The sequence below is a fragment of the Streptomyces sp. NPDC048331 genome (assembly GCF_043201215.1).
GTDB lineage: Bacteria > Actinomycetota > Actinomycetes > Streptomycetales > Streptomycetaceae > Streptomyces.
The window spans coordinates 22,180-37,442 of sequence record NZ_JBICYT010000045.1; the positions used below are offsets into that span (position 1 = coordinate 22,180).

Genomic DNA, 15,263 nt, shown 5'->3' on the forward strand with positions numbered 1-15,263 from the left:
GGGACTCCGATGCCCCAGCCCCTCCTTGGCCCACGCCGGCCCCACTGCCTCCGCCTGCAACCTGTCGCCTTCCCCCTCGGCTGCTCCAGACCATACATCGACCGCTTGACACTGGCTCAGGGGGAGCCGGTAGTGCGATGAACGCGAAGTGTGCGTCGAGCTACGCCACCCATTCAGATGGGCATCCAATTAGCGTCCGGAATTGCGTGGCATCCGGCCCGCCACCGCAGCTCCATCCTCACGCAGCCTCCCAGAGTCCAGCGTCAAGCACGCGGGCCGCCTTCGTGATACTGCCGGGCATAAGGTGCCGATAGGTGCGATAGGTTTCCTCGATAGATTTATGTCCCATCCACTCGGCTACATCGGTGATCGGTATGCCCTTACCCAGGGCATTCGAAGCGAAGTAGTGACGGAAACCGTACATGCCCATGCCCTCCACCGGGGGAAGGTCTTTGAATAGCTTCTGCACACGACGGCGCTCCATCCCTTCGGTGTAGTAGCCACTCGGCCCCCTGAGCAGATAGCCATCCTCCGTCGCGCCGTACTTCTCTTCGAACCGTTCCATCGCCTCTCGGACAGTACGTGGCAGCGGCACCTCCCTGAATTCACCAACCTTGCGGTGCTTTAGCTTCGCAGGCTTCTGCAGGTTCGAATGGATCTGTTCGTGGACTCGATAAACATCGTCTGCAACCACGTTGTTGACATTCACCGCCCGCGCTTCACCATTGCGGAGGCCACACCCGACCATCATCGTGATCTCCAGTGCGAGGTCTTTGTCTGCCACCGCCCGGGCCTTGGTGATGTAGTCCAGCGTGGGAATAACTACCTTGCTACGGACATACTCGGGGTCCTGCACGCCCTTCACTGGATCCTCAGACATCGCACCCTTGTCGTAGGCGTCTCGCAGGATCGATTTCAGGGTGCGATATATATTCATTTGGTTGCCACGGCCGACACCATTGGCCTCAAGACCGTCAAGGAAGTGCTCAACCACGCTCGGGGTGACCGAGTTCAGTTTTCGGGAGCCGATGGCGGGGTTGATGTGAACCTTGATATAGCTACCAACGTGCTGCGTGGTTGAATAATCGGTCATCTTGCGCTGCCGAGGCAACCACGTCTCCGCGTACTCCTTGACCGTCTTCTGCCCCAATTCACGACGGGCCTCGGCTACGGTTGGGGCCGTCTGCTTCTTTTCTGCATAGAGCGCCGTGAGGCGCTCTATCGCATCGTCCTGCGTACTGAAACCGGTCTCCTCGCGCTGCTTCCCAAGCGCGTCCCGGAAGCGGATCGTGTACGTGTGCGCGCATCGGGTCTGCCTGGCGCAGTCGCAGGGCTTGAAGAACGTGCCCATGCCGCGGGCGAGTTGTCGAGCCATGTGGGGAGCCTTCCGGTACGGGCCGGGAGGCCACCGAACCAGCCCCCCGCTGTCGCGCCCGGGGGTCAGAATGAGCTCAGCATGACCTGGTCCGATGCTGAGTGTTTGCTGACCTGGGCCCGGCCATCATGGCCCTGACCTGCACAGATGACCAAATGTCAGATGTTGGACTTGATCATGGTGCGCAGCATTTTGAACTCCCAGAAGACAGCTCCCTGCCGCCTTTCTGCAGGTCAGGGGCGATGTCACTCTACACTGACACGCCTCGGATCGAAGATTAAAAGGAACATCGATTCCCGCCGGCGAGAAGGCCTCTTGCCTGTACGTCCGTGCGAGCCAGGCTGTTGCGGCGCCGCCGAACAGGCGTCGAATCGGACAGCCTCTTCGGGAGGTTCGGGGAACGATGCTGACCAGATGCCGAGTTCCCTGACGACACATCAGGCGGGTCAGGGATGCAGGACGACTCGCTGCGCGGACCGTGGCGCCGAAGGCAAGAACTTGACCGCCTTTTCGCTTCCCGGTCCCGGCCCCCAGGAAGTCGCGCGCCCGGAAGGCGTGGCTCGAGCGCGGGTACGTCGGACGGCTCGCGCAGCAGCATGCTGCTCCTGCGGCAGTGCACCCAGCTTCCGCAGGCGCGTACGCGTACGCCGGGGGCGTAGGGAGGGACGGTTCGCGCCCGGGGGATGGCGTGGTGTAGAGGGCGAATCGTTACGGGGCGTTCAGCGCACGATGCGACTTACCGTCCGTACGGGTGTCGGCGCAACGGTTCTCCGGCCTGGAGGGCAATTTCGGGCGGCAGGATCATCGACCGTACCGGTGACGCGTCGAACATCAGCACGCGCCGCCCTCCGTCCTGCCGGGAGGCAGCCCCGCATGCCAGCAGCAGCCCCACCGTCCTTCGACCTCGCGGTCGGGTTCACCCCCTCCGCCCTCAACAAGGGGCTCGCGCAGCTCCATTCCACCCACCGTGACGTCTTCAAGGGCACGGACAAGAAGAACTACTCGGACGTCACCTACTTCGTCAGCTGGGACTTCCTCAGCCCGCCCGCATTGCGCCTCGGAGCGCTGCCGGACCAGCTCTGGGAAAACTCGATCAAAGCTCCCGGCGTCAAGGAGCTGCCCGCCACCGGCGTCATGCTCCTGGAGCTTCCCGAAGTCAAGGCCGCCGCCTGGCCAGCGGACCAGGCGAGCGAGAAGGTGGGCGGCACCGGTCCCGTGCGGGTCATCTGCCATGCGACCGTAAAGGACAAGGCGCTGGCCGTCGAGCCGCTCGCGGCCTGGATCGACCAGAGTTCCATCGACGCCAAGGACAAGCGGATCGTCCGCCACCAGCTCGTCCCGTCCGTCCTCGCCATGGCCGGCAAACTCCTCGGCGGACTGCACATCCCGACCGCCGAACTCTTCGGCACGAAGGTGGCCTTGGAACCGTCCCTTGTCGACGCCACCGGCACCCATCTGGTGCTTGCCGCGTCCGCCAAGGTCGGCGGAGCGGCCGCCGCCGACCTGGCCGGGCACACCTGGCCGGACAAGGAGATCTTCGTCCTCGGCAGCCGCACGTTCCTCACCAGTCTGCTCGGCGCTGCTCTTCGCTCCCACCAGAACACCGAGGTCTATCGGGAGAACAAGGGGCCCGAAGCCCTCAACGTCACCCTCACGGCCAAGTTCAAGGAAGCCACCAACCTGGTGCTCGACGAGAAGGAACTCACCAAGGGAAGCGCCCAACTGCTGTTCGGCTTCGCCGCGGAGGTCTTCGTGCTCGGTGTCGGCAGCGACGGCTGCTCGATGATCAAGGCCGGCAGCGACTGCTGAGCAGGGGAGTCGAGATGCAGGACATCGACCTCGCCGTGGTGGTCGGGCAATCCACCTTCAACGACGCGCTCGCCGACCTCTACCGGCGTCCGGCACTGCGGCAGTCACTCTTCCAGGGCAGCGTGAAGGGCGCGCTGCTGGGCGAGCCGATCTCCTTCGACTGGGCCGTGGAGGAGCTCCCCACGCTCTGCCTGACCCAGCCCGGCCGGCCGCAGTGGGCCCAGGCCATCGACCGCACCGGCGACCCCGCCCAGGAGGTGCCGGGCGCCTTCAGCGCGCTCTTCCCACTGCTGCGCATCAGCGACTCGGGGGACCCGGCCACCGTCAGCCAGCGCGTCGAGGTGCTCTGCGGCTGTACGGGTACCGGCGGGATGCTCGGCATCACCCCGCTCGGCGTGATCGGCGATCTGGAGGGCGGGGACGGCCAGGGCAGAGGTAAGCGGTTCTACCGGCACCTGGTCGTGCCGGCGGCCCTCAACGCCATCGCCACCGCGCTCAGCAGCGTGGTACTGCCCCACCTGGAGGTGGCGGGCATCTCCTTCGGCACCGTAGAGCTGGCCGCCGGTGACGGCCGTGCCGTCGCCGTCGCCAACACGGTGGAGCGGCCGGGTCCGCAGCGTCCGGTCCCGGCCGACTACCCTGACACGCCGTTCTGCGTACTGCTCGGACCGCGGCTGCTCCAACGCGCGGCCGAGACCGCCCTCGACGATGTACGCGGCCGCTGGCAGCGGACACGCGGGAGCGCCACCTTCGGGCTCGGCCGCGCCGAATACCAGGGCGCGGTCCGTGTCACGGAGGGCAGCGTCAGCGTGGACCCCGAGCAACTGCCGGCATTCCGCGCGCAGCTCACCGTGGAGGCCTGGGCCGAGGCGTCCGTGGACCCCTTCGCCGGGATCGAAGACGCCATCAAACGCGCGGGCGAGACCATCGGACGAGCCCTGGAGAGCTACTGATGAACCCACAAGACGACGCGCCGGGCCGCGAGGAACCGGCCGCCGACACGGCCTCCATCGGCATCAGCTACCGGGCCACGGTCCTGCCCCGCCCGCTCAGCCTCACCATCCGCCCGGCACTGCGCGGCGGTGGGGTGCACGGCGTACTGGACGAGGTCGAGAGCTTCACCGTCACCCTGACACCGGACGGCGACAACCTGGAGGAGAGGATCCTCTCCGGCATCGCCGAGCCACTGGCCCAGACCCTCGCCATGCTCCTGCCCCCGCTCGGCCACCAGCTCCTCAACGGGCACAGCTTCGACCTCGCCCGCCTGCCACCGCTGACCCACACCATCGGCGGTGAACGCGTCACCGTCACGCTCAAGGGCCCGGTGCTCTCCGGCCACCAGGGGATGCTCCGGATCACCGCCACCCCCACGCTCGGCTGACCAATCCCGCTTCGCCGGCTCCGCGCACCACCCACCTCGAACCGGAGGCCCGTATGTCGCTACTGAACATCCTCGTGACGCTGTCCCCGCCGAACCCCAAAGTGACCGCGCAGGTCACCGAGATCACCGACTGGCAGAAGGGAACCGGGAAGGAGAAGGACAAGGACGGGCACATCAAGGCCAAACTGCTGGACATCGGCATCGAAGGCATCGTGGTCGAGCCCCGCCGCTTCACCTCCGCGAAGGACGCCTGCTCCCAGTTCGCCACGCTCTTCGCGCCGGCCGTCAAGAAGGCCATGCTCAAGTGGGACATCAACATCCCCGTCACAGGACCGCTGCACTGCTCGCTCCCCGTCCCGGACAAGCCAGGCAGCTGCGTCGGGGTGACCGCCACCAAGCTCACCCTCGGCACCTTCGACGACATGCTCCTGATCACGGGCGACCTCACCATCTCCTGACCCGCAGTCACCTCACGAGGAGAGACGACCCCCACATGACCGACCCGAACTGCGCCGCGCCCACTCCCAACGGGCGGACGCCGGTACGCCTGGCCGACACCCCCGGCTACCCGCTCGCCCGCACCGTCGCCATGCCCGAACGGCTCCCCTACCGCAGCGGAGCCCTGAGCATCCGCTTCGGCGCGCTGGAGGTACACCCCGACGGCGACCCCGAGGAACTCACGCGCGAGCCGCACGGCGACGGGACCAGGATCACGTACCGCATCCCCGCCCTGGCCGTCTCCGGCCGCTACGCACTGGACGCCCGCCCGGACGCGGTCCCCGAGCTGGACTCCGCGGGCAACCTTCAGCCCCTGTCCGACACCGCCCGGCAGCCGACCGTCCCACTCGCCGCCCGGCTCGCCGCGGAGGTGCAGCCCCCTCAGCCACAGGACGTCGAGAGGTGGACGGCCCGCGCGCGCGAACACCGCACCCAGCTGCTGAAGACGCCCAACGGCGGCGAGCTCGTCTACCGGTTCAACGTCCACAACGAGGTCTACAACGAGCTCTTCCGGATGAGCGGCGTCCTCCAGGTCTGGCGGGGCCAGGAGCAGGAGGCGGGCATGACCCGGCAGATGGCGGAGATCACGTGGGAGCGTGTCGACCCGGCGCAGAAGGAGTCGCCACCGGTCAACAAGTGGAAGCACGGGGCCAGCGGCAGGAGCTACAACTGGCATTCCTTCCGCGTCCACCACAAGCTGCAGGCGGTCCTCTCGTTCAAGGCGGCGGAATTCGCGGAGAAGGGACTGGCCGGGGCGCCCAACAAGTACCGCGCGGCGTACGACTCCGCCTCGGCCTTCGCCACCAAGGTCATCGCCACCGGCAACACACGCGATGACATGACCGAGATGGACCAGCACCAGATCTACAAAGTCATCAGCGACGACCGCGGCACCCCTCCGCCCCCCGTCGAGGACGCCGCGTTCGCCCGGCACCTGCGCTACGCGCCGCTCATGGGCGCGGGGCCGCTCTCCGAGGCGGGCCTGGACGTTCCGGACCACTACATCGGATCGCCGCACACCACCGAGCCGCTCGCCGACGAGCCCGACCACTGGGAGCCCCTGACGGAGGACGACTACGCGGCGATCCGCGAGATGACGCGCAGCTTCTACCACCACGAGGCCGAGCGTCAGACCGCCGAGGCCAACGGCAGCGGGGACGTGCTCCACGAGGGCTCCTGCCGGGCCCGCCTCGCCGACGCGGTCTTCACCGTGGTCCTCGGCCCCGACGGCCACTTGGAGCAGGACTCCGCGCTGAAGCGGATCACCGACGCCCGGGTCGAGCTGCCCCCGCTCGAACTCACCCTGGACGGCAGCGGCACATGGGAGGGCGACGCGGGACGCCTGGCGCAGGAACGGCTGGACAGCATGGCCTTCCTGCCCGAGCTGTTGCGCGAGTCGGTGCTGGAGACCGTGCGGTACGCCGCCCTCACCGGGGTTCCGGGCTTCTCGCCGAACGGAACGGGGCCGCGGACGTGACCGCGACGCCGCACGCCCCGGCCCCCGACGTCTGCGACCGGATCTGGTCCGGGCTGCTCGCCGACGACCGGCCGCGATACGAGGAGATCCTGGAGGCGGCCCTCGCCCCGCAGCGGCCCTATCTCACGGAGACCGAATACGGCCTGTACCGGCGCGGCAAGCGGCTGCGTCCCGCGGTGCTGCTGCTGGCCGCCCGCATGGTGCACGGCGACGGGCCGCTCCCGCACAAGGTGCTGCAGGGCGCCGTGTCGCTGGAGATGCTGCACGTCGCCACCTTGATCCACGACGACGTGGTGGACGCGTCCGCCCTGCGCCGGGGCATGCCCTCAGTGAACGCGACGCGCGGCGCCGAGACGGCGGTGCTGGTCGGAGACCTCCAGTTCGTGGCAGCGATCCGCGGGTTCGCCGACAGCATCGACCGAGACAGCGACATGGCCCTGGTGAAACTGGTGCTGGACACGGCGTTCGAGATCTGCTGCGGCGAGCTCGACGAGCTGGTGGTGGACCCGTGCTGGGATCCGGCCGTCCTGGCCGACCGGTACTGGCGCACCGCCGAACGCAAGACCGCCTCGCTCTTCGGTCTGGCCGCCGAATCCGGTGTGGCACTGGCCGGCGGCCGCACCTCCGACGCCCGCAGGGCCGGCTTCTACGGCCGACGGCTCGGCCGGGCCTTCCAGGTGATGGACGACCTCTTCGACCTGGCCCAGGATCCCGCCGTCTCCGGCAAGCCGTACGGTGCGGACCTGCTGCGCTCGCGCGCCTCGCTGCCGCTGATCCACGCCATGGCGGAACTCGGCGCGGAGCACACCGTCAGCCGGGTACTGCGCGGTGAGCGGGTCGGTGCCGAGCTCGGCGAGGACGAGCTGGACCGGGCCGCCGCCGAGGTGCGCGCCAGCGGCGGGTACGCGCGCGCCTACGCCGACGCGAGGGAACAGGCGCTCGACGCGATCGAGTACCTGCGCCCGTTCCCCGCCAACCGCTACCGCCACGCCCTGGAGGAGTTGGCGCTCCAGGTGGTCGACCGCCCCAGCCGGCCGGCCCGTCCGAACGGAGAGAACCATGGGTGAGGCCCTGTTCCAGTTCGTCTACCGGACCCTGCACAAGCGGGTCAACAACCCGAAGAGCCCGTACTTCCTGCCCAAGGTGCTGCTGGCTGCCAAGCGCGACGACCGCGCTCCGCTGCTGCCCGTCAGGGCCGACACCTGGGAGCTCGGGAACATCGAGAAGGACCCCGGCCGCAAGCTCGCCACGCTCGTCTACGACTCCTGGTGGACCGTGGTGAACGGCATCGCGACCGACAAACAGCTGGAGATCCTCGGGACGTGCACGCCGACCCAGCTGATCGACAACCCCGACCCCCGGCTGACCGTACGGAACGCGCAGGTGGCCGGCCTGGAGAACGCGAGCCTGGGCGACTTCCTGGACCTGCGCTGCACACCGGAGGGCTACTCCTGCGTGCTGCCCATCACCCTGGGCGCCCACGACGCGCCCGGCCTGCCCAAGAACGTCACCCTCTCCGGCGACTACGAGCTCATCCAGCACGTGGCGGCCGCGGACAACCCCGAGGACCCGTCGACGCGTCGGCCGTACCCGACCACGCGGAAGCAGGTGGGCGAGCTCAAGGGCATCAGCTGGCCCGTCGAACGGGTGTGCCTGCAGGGCCGGTTCGAGATGCAGGTGCTGCCCGGCGTCGAGTTCCGTGCCCATGCGCGGGTGCAGGTCGCCGGGCAAGGCACAGCTCGACGCCCGCACGTCGTCATCGAACGGATCACGCTCCCCAAACCGCCCGAGTTCAAGCTCGACAGGAAGACCTTCACGGTCACGGTGACCAACAAGGCGCTGAAGAGCCAGGCCGAGCCGTGGAAGGACTCCACCTGCGATCTGTTCTCGTCGCGCCAGGCGATGGAGGAGTTCGCCGACAGCTTCACCCGCGCCCTCAACTCCGCCTCCAACCTGGTGGGCCTCAACACCACGCTGTCCGCCCAGCTCCTCAACGCGCTGGACGGTGTCCTCGGCTCCTCCCCGCCCGCCCCCAGCACCGGGGGCAAGCCGGAGTCCACCGTGGACCGGTACCTGCTGGACCGTGCGAGGTCCTCGCTGGGCGACGCGAAGTCCTGGTTCTATCCGCCGTCGGCCGTATACTCGGTGCACGAGCCTCCGCTCCAGCCCTTCGCCATGGACGAGGTGAATCTGGGCATGCACGAGATCGAGGGAGCCCAGCCCACCGGGATCATCCTGCGGAAGGGCACGGTGGACGGCATCGCCAATCTGCTGATCCCGGCCGAGGACATCACCCTGATCGAGCCGGGCCTCAGCCTCTCCCTGCTGCTCGGGAGGATCGACGGCGAGCCGACCGTCCGGATGCGGGAGAAGGACGGCGGCATCGGGCAGCGCACCGTGCCGAAGCCACCGCTCCGCCTCACCGCCGACGTCCACCTCTACTGGGAGGGCGACCCGGCGGGCCCCGAGCCCGACGCCGGACTCGTCGTGACGGTCAGCCGGGCTGCCGCCGCCCTCGTCATGTCCTTCGCGGGAAGGGACAGCGACACCTTGGACATCCACCTGGGCAAGGTGGACATCGCGGTCGCGAACGAGGACATCAGCGCCCAGCTCGTCAACGGCGGCAAGTGGACCAAGCTGATCAACCCGGTGATGAACCGCGACAAGGTCAAGGAACTCGTCCTCGGCGTCGTCAAGGAACGGGTCGGCAAGGAACGGGCGAACCTCTCCCGCGGACTGACCCAGGCCGCCCGCCAGGCGATCGCCGCCCAGCTCACCTGAGCCCCTGGATCTCCCCCCACCGCCAGGACCCACATGGATCTCGAACAACTCCGCGCGATCATCGCCGACCACACCAAGGACGGCACCCTCACACTGCCGGGCGGGCCGCTCGGGCCGGGCCCGGCCGCCGATCTGATCAACACCTGGTGGGACGGGACGCTGACCGTCAGCGAACTCTCCCGGCAGGACAGGAAGAACGGCCCGGTCCGGCTCTCCGGCCGGGCCGGGCTGCTCAAGGTGCCCGAGCGTCCCGTCGCCGGAGTGGAGTTCGGCATCGCCGACGGTGCGCCCACGCTCTACTTCCCGTTCCCGCTCCCGGTCGGCTGGACCTGGGCGACATCCTTCCCGCAGATGGCCGAGACCGGACTCAACACCCTGGCCTGGCAGGCCGAACCGGCTTTCCTCCTCGCCTCGCACCCGCGCCCGGCCGCGCAGGGACGGCCCAGACTCGCGCCCGGCCTGACCTTCCACTCCTTGCAGACCAAGCTCCCTCACCACCTCACCGACCTGAGTGAACTGCTCGGAATCTCTGGGGCCGTCTTCGGGCTCACCGGTACGGCCGTCAAGACGGCGAACGGCCCGCGGATCCAGCTCCGCTCGCCCGGCCGGGAACTCGGCGCTCTGGGCGCCTCGTTCCACCTGTGGGGCGGCTCGCTGCCCGAAGGGCGCTACGAGCTGCGCCTCGCCGCCGAGCTGCGCATCGACACCCGTACCAGCGTGGTCCTGAGCGCGCCGGCGGGCAGCCTGCCCAAGGTCGTCACGCTGCGGGCCGACGCCCTGCCCGCTGAGGTCACCGCCGGCTCGATCGCGAAGTGGGAAGGCACCGGCGAGGCGGCCGGGTGCATGAAGGGATTCCCACTGGGCAAATCCGTCCGGCTGTCAGAGCTCTCGCTCGATCTGGATCCGGCCGAGCTGAAGAAGGGGCCGGCCGCGGCCATCACCGCCCTGCGGGTCAAGCTGGCCGCGGGGCCTGACGCCGGATGGAAGCTGGCCGGCGGTGTCCTCACCCTCTCCAAGGCGGGCGCGGACTTCACCGTGGAGCGCCCGCTGGCGAAGTCCGACCCGCCCCGCAAGGCGACCGCGCTCGGCACGGCCCGGCTCGACCTGTACGACGTCACAGCCCTCAACGCGGAGGCGGCCTTCCCACCCGGCACATTCTCGCTGAAGATGCCGGATGCCAACCCGATCCACCTCAGGCAGACCGTCGAGCGGATCTGTCCCGGCGCCCAGGTCGACTCCCTGCCCGACCTGAAGATCATTCGCCTGGAGGCGACGGCCGACAAGGAGCACCTCGCCCTCAAGGCCGAGGTCGAAGGGGAGTGGGCGGTCGGTGTCGGCGCCGCCCGGATGACCCTGACCGAGGCGAAGCTGTCCCTGGCCCAGGGCAAGCCGCCGGACAAGCAGGCGGCCGACGGCGGGCGCAAGGTCAGCGGCGAGCTCACCGCCAAGGCCACCCTGGGCCTCGACGGATCCCCGGGCAAGCTGGTGCTGGACACCAAACTGGCGCTTCCCGGCCAGTTCGGCCTGAAAGGCGAGTTCAAGGAACTCACGGTCGACAAGCTGCTGCGCGCACTCGCCGAGCAGGCCGACATGCCCCTGCCGCGTGGCTTCCCGACGATCACGCTGCCCGAGGCGCGCGCCGAACTGACCGTCGGCAGCAACGGCGCCGGCACCGACGCCGACCCGGCGGGGACGCCCACCGCCTACGATCTGGTGCTGGCCGCCAAGGCCGAGATCGGCAAGAACACCTCGTTCCGCTGCATCGGCCGAGCCGGACGGGACGCAAAGGGCAAGACACTCTTCGCCGCCGCGCTGTGGACCGAGGGCTCCTGGTCGCCCGCCGAGGTCGGCGACTGGGACGGCGGCCTGAAGCAGGCTTTGAAGGGCATCACCTTCCAGAAGTCGGGATTCGCGTTCGCCACGCGCGACGGGGTCAAACCGGGCGGGGAGAAACTGCCCGACACCCTGCCCAAGGAGCTGTCCAAGGGCGTGACGCTCTTCACCGAGGTGCGCTTCAGCGGCGTACTGGCCCCGGTCGCCAAGCTCTTCAACGACAGCGGCGGCCTCGCGCTGCGCGCCCGTCTCGCCGCCGAGATCGTCGACTCCGAGTTCGTGGTCGTCGCGCCCAAGAGCCGCATCACCGGCATGGAAGCGCTCACGCTCACTCTGAAGCCCGCGGACATGGCCGCGGCCCTGGTCACCCAGCTGACGTTCTCCGTCAAGAACACCGACGGCAGCACGCGGCCGCTCACACTCACCGCCGGTGGACGGCTTTCGCTGGGCAAGCAGGAGTTCTCCCTGTTCCTCGTCCTCCAGGGCGGCGCCACAGGTGCCGCCGGGACGGCGGAGCTACTGGCCTACGCCCTCGACGGCCCCGGCTACCTGGCACCGCGGACGAACGGTCGGGAGCTCGGGCCGGCCGTACGCGAGACGGCGCTGGAACTCGCCGAGCTCGACGGGCCCCCGTCGAAATCGCCGGCCTGGCCCGACGCGTTCGGCATCAAGGGCCTGGACGTGCAGAGGTTCTACGTGCAGGTCGACGTGAGTGCGCAAGCCGGCCTGGGCATCGGCATGGGCGGGCGGATCAAGCTCGGCAATGCCCAGCTCGCCCTCGACGCGCACGGCGGCTTCAACGGCGCCCCCTATATCGACGTCTTCCGCTTCTCCTTGGACACCGCGACCGCCGCCGCGGACCCGGGGGTCACCCTCTGGGAGATCCTGGTCCAGCTCGCCCCCGGGGCGCGTCACGCGAACTGGCTCAAGCCGCTGCTCGACGGCATCCGGCTCTACCAGCTCCTGGTGGTGTTCGTCGCCAAGGGAACCAAGTGGCAGAGTCCGCCGCCGCTGAAGGAGTCCTGGGATCCCGGTTTCTCCACCAAGGGCCACCTGAGCCTGTACGGCATCTCGTGGCGCTTCGAGCTGAGCGTGGCACCCACCGGCATCCACGCCTTCGGCTCGATGGACAAGAAGATCACCCTGGGCGATGTCCTCGTCATCTCCAGTACGGATGGCCGCACGGGTCCCTCGTACCAGCTGGACACCCGCACCATCACGGGCGACACCCCCGCGCGCAAGACGCTGCTGCACCTCGACGCCCGGGTCCGGCTGCTGGGCGCCGACATCGCGGCGAAGATCGACCTCGGGGCGTCCGGCTGGTCCTTCCGGCTCGCGGCGAGCATCGACAAGATCCTCAAGAGCGCGGTGCTGTGCACGCTCGACGACAGGGGCCTGACCGCCGCCGCCCGGCTGTCGCTCGCCCTTCTCGTGGAGCTGCCCACTGCGATCGGGCCCCTGCCCAAGGGGAAGATCGGCGTCACTCTGGACGCCGCTGTCACGCTCAGCGTCACCACCACGAGCTGCAAGGCGACACTCGACGCGGACTGCAAGGCCTTCTGGGGGCCCACATCGATCGACTTCAAGCTGAGGACGGAGTTCGGCGTCGCCTCGTGGGCGGACTTCGCGAAGTACCTCAAGGGGAACCCTGAGATCCTCTTCGCTGAGGTCGGCAAGGGGATCTGGAAGAAGATCGAGGACTGCGCCATGTCGAGGGCGGCGACTGGGATGTGAAACCCGCGGCGGCCACACCCGTGGCCGCCGTTCGCACCTCCATCGCCCATCCCGGCAGCCCGGCCCGCTCGGCCCGGTACGCGGCCCGGACGAGCAGCCGGGCCGCCCTCCGGCCCAGCCGTCCCTCCGCTTCCCCGGCGACGGGACGCCCCGGGTCGGCACCCCAGCCGGCCCGGCTCCGGGGCGGCAGCTCCCACCAGACCGCGCTGCGCGCACCGGCGGCCGCGTCCTCCTCAACGTCCGCGAGGTCGTCCACGATCCGCCAGGCCAGGGCGAAGTCGGTGACCACCGGGCCGAGCCGGCCCGCAGTCCGCCCGGTGACGGCCAGTATCGCTGGGAGGAGCGTCCACAGCGCGGCCTGCCGGGCGGCCGTCCGGTAGTAACCGTCCCTGCTCCGCTCGCGGCGGTGCGCGACCGCTTCCCGGTACACAGCGGCGTGCGCGCCGACCAGCCGGACCGGCGCACCCCATTGCGCCGCCAGCGCCAGCGCCGAGCGCTCCCACTCCTGCCAAGCCCGCGCCCGGAGCCGTACGAAGCTTTCCTCCTCGGGGAGTTGGCCGTCCGACAGGTGGTCCTCCCACAGGTGCAGGAAGAGGGCCAGAGCCTGGTTCCGTTCGGCATACGCCTGCCCCCGCGCCGTCGGCACCCAGTGCAGGAAGGACCACACCGGCGCCGGGAACCGGGCGAAGAAGTCGCCGCCCGGCGCCCTGACCGACCTGCCGTGCGCGGTCAACTCACGCATCACACACTCCCGCCACGCTGGATCCAGCCCGGACGCGGTGTCCAGCAGGTGCCGGTGGAGCCGCCCGCGCAATGCCGACACCTCGGCCGTCTCGGCGATCGCCCCGAACCACACCCCGCTCAAGGAATCCCCGCTCCGTGCGGGTGCGGCAGCACCCCGTGCGGATCTACCGCCTGTCGCAGCCGCGCCAGCAGGTCGCGTACCGACCCGTCCACCGACTGCGCTTCCACGCGGGCGAGCAACGGCCGGTACGGGTACGCCCCCAGCCGCGCGCAGTCCGCAGCGAGCCGTCGGTGGCAGGCCATCGCACGGGACTCCGCCGCCGCGTCGTCACGGTCCCAGAACAGACCGGCGACGCAGTGCAGTACGCGGGCTCCGAGCCTCAGCGCCAGGCACGGCTCCATGCCGTGCGCGACCATGGCCCTCTCGATGACGCGCACGGCTTCGGCCGCCTTCACTCCCCGCATGGGCAGCACAGGCGCGAACCACAGCACCCCGCAGCCGTCCCTCCCAGGGTCCGGGGACGGACCACTCCGGACGCCGGCCGGCTTGTGCCGGTAGGCGCAGGCCAGTCCCCCGCTGCCGCCGCCAGGAGGCGCGCCGGGCAGTGGGGCCTGGAGGTGCCAGTGTTCCGCGTGGGCGGACATCCGGGCGAGGACCCGGTCCCGGGTGGCCTCCAGCAACGCGGCGCTGTCCGCCCACAGCTCCGCGCATCCCGTCCAGTCGCCGTCGAGCACCTTCGGCAGCTGCGGTGGCGGCGACGGGGCGGCCGCTGCCCGGGCCGGCCACTGTGCCGCGATCCTGGGCCGGTTGCGGAGGTCGAGCGTCAGACCGGCCGGGATGCGCTGGAGCAGGTCCCGTGCCTCGTCGACCACTGCGGCGAGGCTTCCCGTACGGAGCCCGAACAGCACGCGCTGGTGCCACTGCGGCACAGGGTGGAGGGCCATCGCCACCGACGTGACCACGGCGGGACCGCCTTGCAGGAACAGACCGTTCACCGAGGGCCCCGGCCCCTCCTCGGCACCGTCTCCGACCGGACCGGGCGCGCGCGTGCCGACCAGGCTCCCGTCCGGGAGCACCAGTTCGAGCGCCCGAACCTGCGCCGCCATGTCCCGGTAGGCGCCGGTGCCCAGGCCCCGCTGGAGGATGTTCCCCACCACCGAGGTGTCGGCCCCCGCCCCGGTGGCGGGTGGCCAGCGGCTCGAGCCGGCGCCGGCCAGGTACCGGGCCAGGCTCCCGAAGGTCACCCCTGGTTGCACGGTCGCGACCCCGAGCTCCTCGTCCAAGTCCACCACCCGGTCGAGCCTGGACAGGCACAGCAGGGCTGCCTCGCCCGGCCGCGGGCCGGTGGACCCGTACCCCCAGTTGCGCCCCGTACTGACCGGATGTACCGACAGTTGCCGGCGGTGGGCGACCCGCAAGCAGGCGGCCACCTCGTCACGGTGTCCGGGCAGCAGCACGCAACGGGGCCTCGCGCCGCCGGGGAAGGTGCCCTGTGCGATGCGGTCCCCTTCCTCGGCCGCGGTCGCCACGTGCTCCCGGCCCAGCAGGGAGCGCCACTCCCGCACTGCAGCAGCCCACTCCGCCTCCTGGCCCATGCCGCCGACCGTACCGTCGCGGCTGCCATCGGTCG

Annotated in this window: 11 protein-coding genes; 8 read left to right on the plus strand and 3 right to left on the minus strand. The window is 69.8% G+C overall.

The window, feature by feature from the left end; translation table 11 throughout:
* Positions 1 to 238: 238 nt before the first annotated feature.
* Complete coding sequence (locus ACGFYY_RS36605; RefSeq protein ID WP_393716235.1) at positions 239 to 1,375, minus strand: tyrosine-type recombinase/integrase; 1,137 nt, start codon at positions 1,373 to 1,375, stop codon at positions 239 to 241.
* Between the two features lie 873 nt (positions 1,376 to 2,248).
* On the opposite strand from ACGFYY_RS36605, the gene ACGFYY_RS36610 reads away from it, so the two are divergent.
* From ACGFYY_RS36610 to ACGFYY_RS36645, 8 genes are read left to right on the plus strand one after another with little or no spacing between them, the layout of a single operon-like run.
* On the plus strand, positions 2,249 to 3,184 hold the full coding sequence (locus ACGFYY_RS36610; RefSeq protein WP_393716237.1) for a hypothetical protein: 936 nt from the start codon (positions 2,249 to 2,251) through the stop codon (positions 3,182 to 3,184).
* A gap of 14 nt (positions 3,185 to 3,198) precedes the next feature.
* Positions 3,199 to 4,137, plus strand: coding sequence for a hypothetical protein (locus ACGFYY_RS36615; protein ID WP_393716239.1), 939 nt, complete (start codon positions 3,199 to 3,201; stop codon positions 4,135 to 4,137).
* Positions 4,137 to 4,565 carry a hypothetical protein gene (locus ACGFYY_RS36620; RefSeq protein WP_393716241.1) on the plus strand — a complete coding sequence of 143 codons (429 nt, stop codon included), beginning with the start codon at positions 4,137 to 4,139 and terminating at the stop codon, positions 4,563 to 4,565. Before ACGFYY_RS36615 ends, ACGFYY_RS36620 begins: the two co-directional genes overlap by 1 nt.
* A 53-nt stretch (positions 4,566 to 4,618) precedes the next feature.
* On the plus strand, positions 4,619 to 5,023 hold the full coding sequence (locus ACGFYY_RS36625) for a hypothetical protein (RefSeq protein WP_393716243.1): 405 nt from the start codon (positions 4,619 to 4,621) through the stop codon (positions 5,021 to 5,023).
* 35 nt (positions 5,024 to 5,058) lie between these two features.
* Complete coding sequence (locus ACGFYY_RS36630) at positions 5,059 to 6,540, plus strand: hypothetical protein (protein ID WP_393716245.1); 1,482 nt, start codon at positions 5,059 to 5,061, stop codon at positions 6,538 to 6,540.
* On the plus strand, positions 6,537 to 7,607 hold the full coding sequence (locus ACGFYY_RS36635) for a polyprenyl synthetase family protein (RefSeq protein WP_393716247.1): 1,071 nt from the start codon (positions 6,537 to 6,539) through the stop codon (positions 7,605 to 7,607). The genes ACGFYY_RS36630 and ACGFYY_RS36635 overlap by 4 nt, the downstream gene beginning before the upstream one ends.
* A complete protein-coding gene (locus ACGFYY_RS36640) occupies positions 7,600 to 9,321 on the plus strand; it encodes a hypothetical protein (RefSeq protein ID WP_393716249.1) in 1,722 nt (573 codons plus the stop codon). Before ACGFYY_RS36635 ends, ACGFYY_RS36640 begins: the two co-directional genes overlap by 8 nt.
* 33 nt (positions 9,322 to 9,354) lie before the next feature.
* Positions 9,355 to 12,888, plus strand: a complete 3,534-nt coding sequence (locus ACGFYY_RS36645) for a hypothetical protein (RefSeq protein ID WP_393716251.1) — start codon at positions 9,355 to 9,357, stop codon at positions 12,886 to 12,888.
* Here the strand turns inward: ACGFYY_RS36645 and ACGFYY_RS36650 are convergent.
* Together ACGFYY_RS36650 and ACGFYY_RS36655 are read right to left on the minus strand one after the other, a co-directional pair.
* The gene (locus ACGFYY_RS36650) at positions 12,791 to 13,753 is read right to left on the minus strand and encodes a hypothetical protein (RefSeq protein ID WP_393716253.1); all 963 of its coding nucleotides are present in this window, start codon (positions 13,751 to 13,753) and stop codon (positions 12,791 to 12,793) included. The two genes, ACGFYY_RS36645 and ACGFYY_RS36650, sit on opposite strands and share 98 nt — an antisense overlap.
* Entirely contained in the window at positions 13,750 to 15,228 is a 1,479-nt protein-coding gene (locus ACGFYY_RS36655; protein ID WP_393716255.1) for an FAD-binding oxidoreductase, read from the minus strand. Before ACGFYY_RS36655 ends, ACGFYY_RS36650 begins: the two co-directional genes overlap by 4 nt.
* Between the last annotated feature and the right edge of the window lie 35 nt (positions 15,229 to 15,263).

Bases quoted from the DNA above. Each gene is read 5' to 3' on its own strand.
- ACGFYY_RS36605 (WP_393716235.1), bottom strand. From the start codon at position 1,375: ATGGCTCGACAACTCGCCCGCGGCATGGGCACGTTCTTCAAGCCCTGC.
- ACGFYY_RS36610 (WP_393716237.1), top strand. From the start codon at position 2,249: ATGCCAGCAGCAGCCCCACCGTCCTTCGACCTCGCGGTCGGGTTCACC.
- ACGFYY_RS36615 (WP_393716239.1), top strand. From the start codon at position 3,199: ATGCAGGACATCGACCTCGCCGTGGTGGTCGGGCAATCCACCTTCAAC.
- ACGFYY_RS36620 (WP_393716241.1), top strand. From the start codon at position 4,137: ATGAACCCACAAGACGACGCGCCGGGCCGCGAGGAACCGGCCGCCGAC.
- ACGFYY_RS36625 (WP_393716243.1), top strand. From the start codon at position 4,619: ATGTCGCTACTGAACATCCTCGTGACGCTGTCCCCGCCGAACCCCAAA.
- ACGFYY_RS36630 (WP_393716245.1), top strand. From the start codon at position 5,059: ATGACCGACCCGAACTGCGCCGCGCCCACTCCCAACGGGCGGACGCCG.
- ACGFYY_RS36640 (WP_393716249.1), top strand. From the start codon at position 7,600: ATGGGTGAGGCCCTGTTCCAGTTCGTCTACCGGACCCTGCACAAGCGG.
- ACGFYY_RS36645 (WP_393716251.1), top strand. From the start codon at position 9,355: ATGGATCTCGAACAACTCCGCGCGATCATCGCCGACCACACCAAGGAC.
- ACGFYY_RS36655 (WP_393716255.1), bottom strand. From the start codon at position 15,228: ATGGGCCAGGAGGCGGAGTGGGCTGCTGCAGTGCGGGAGTGGCGCTCC.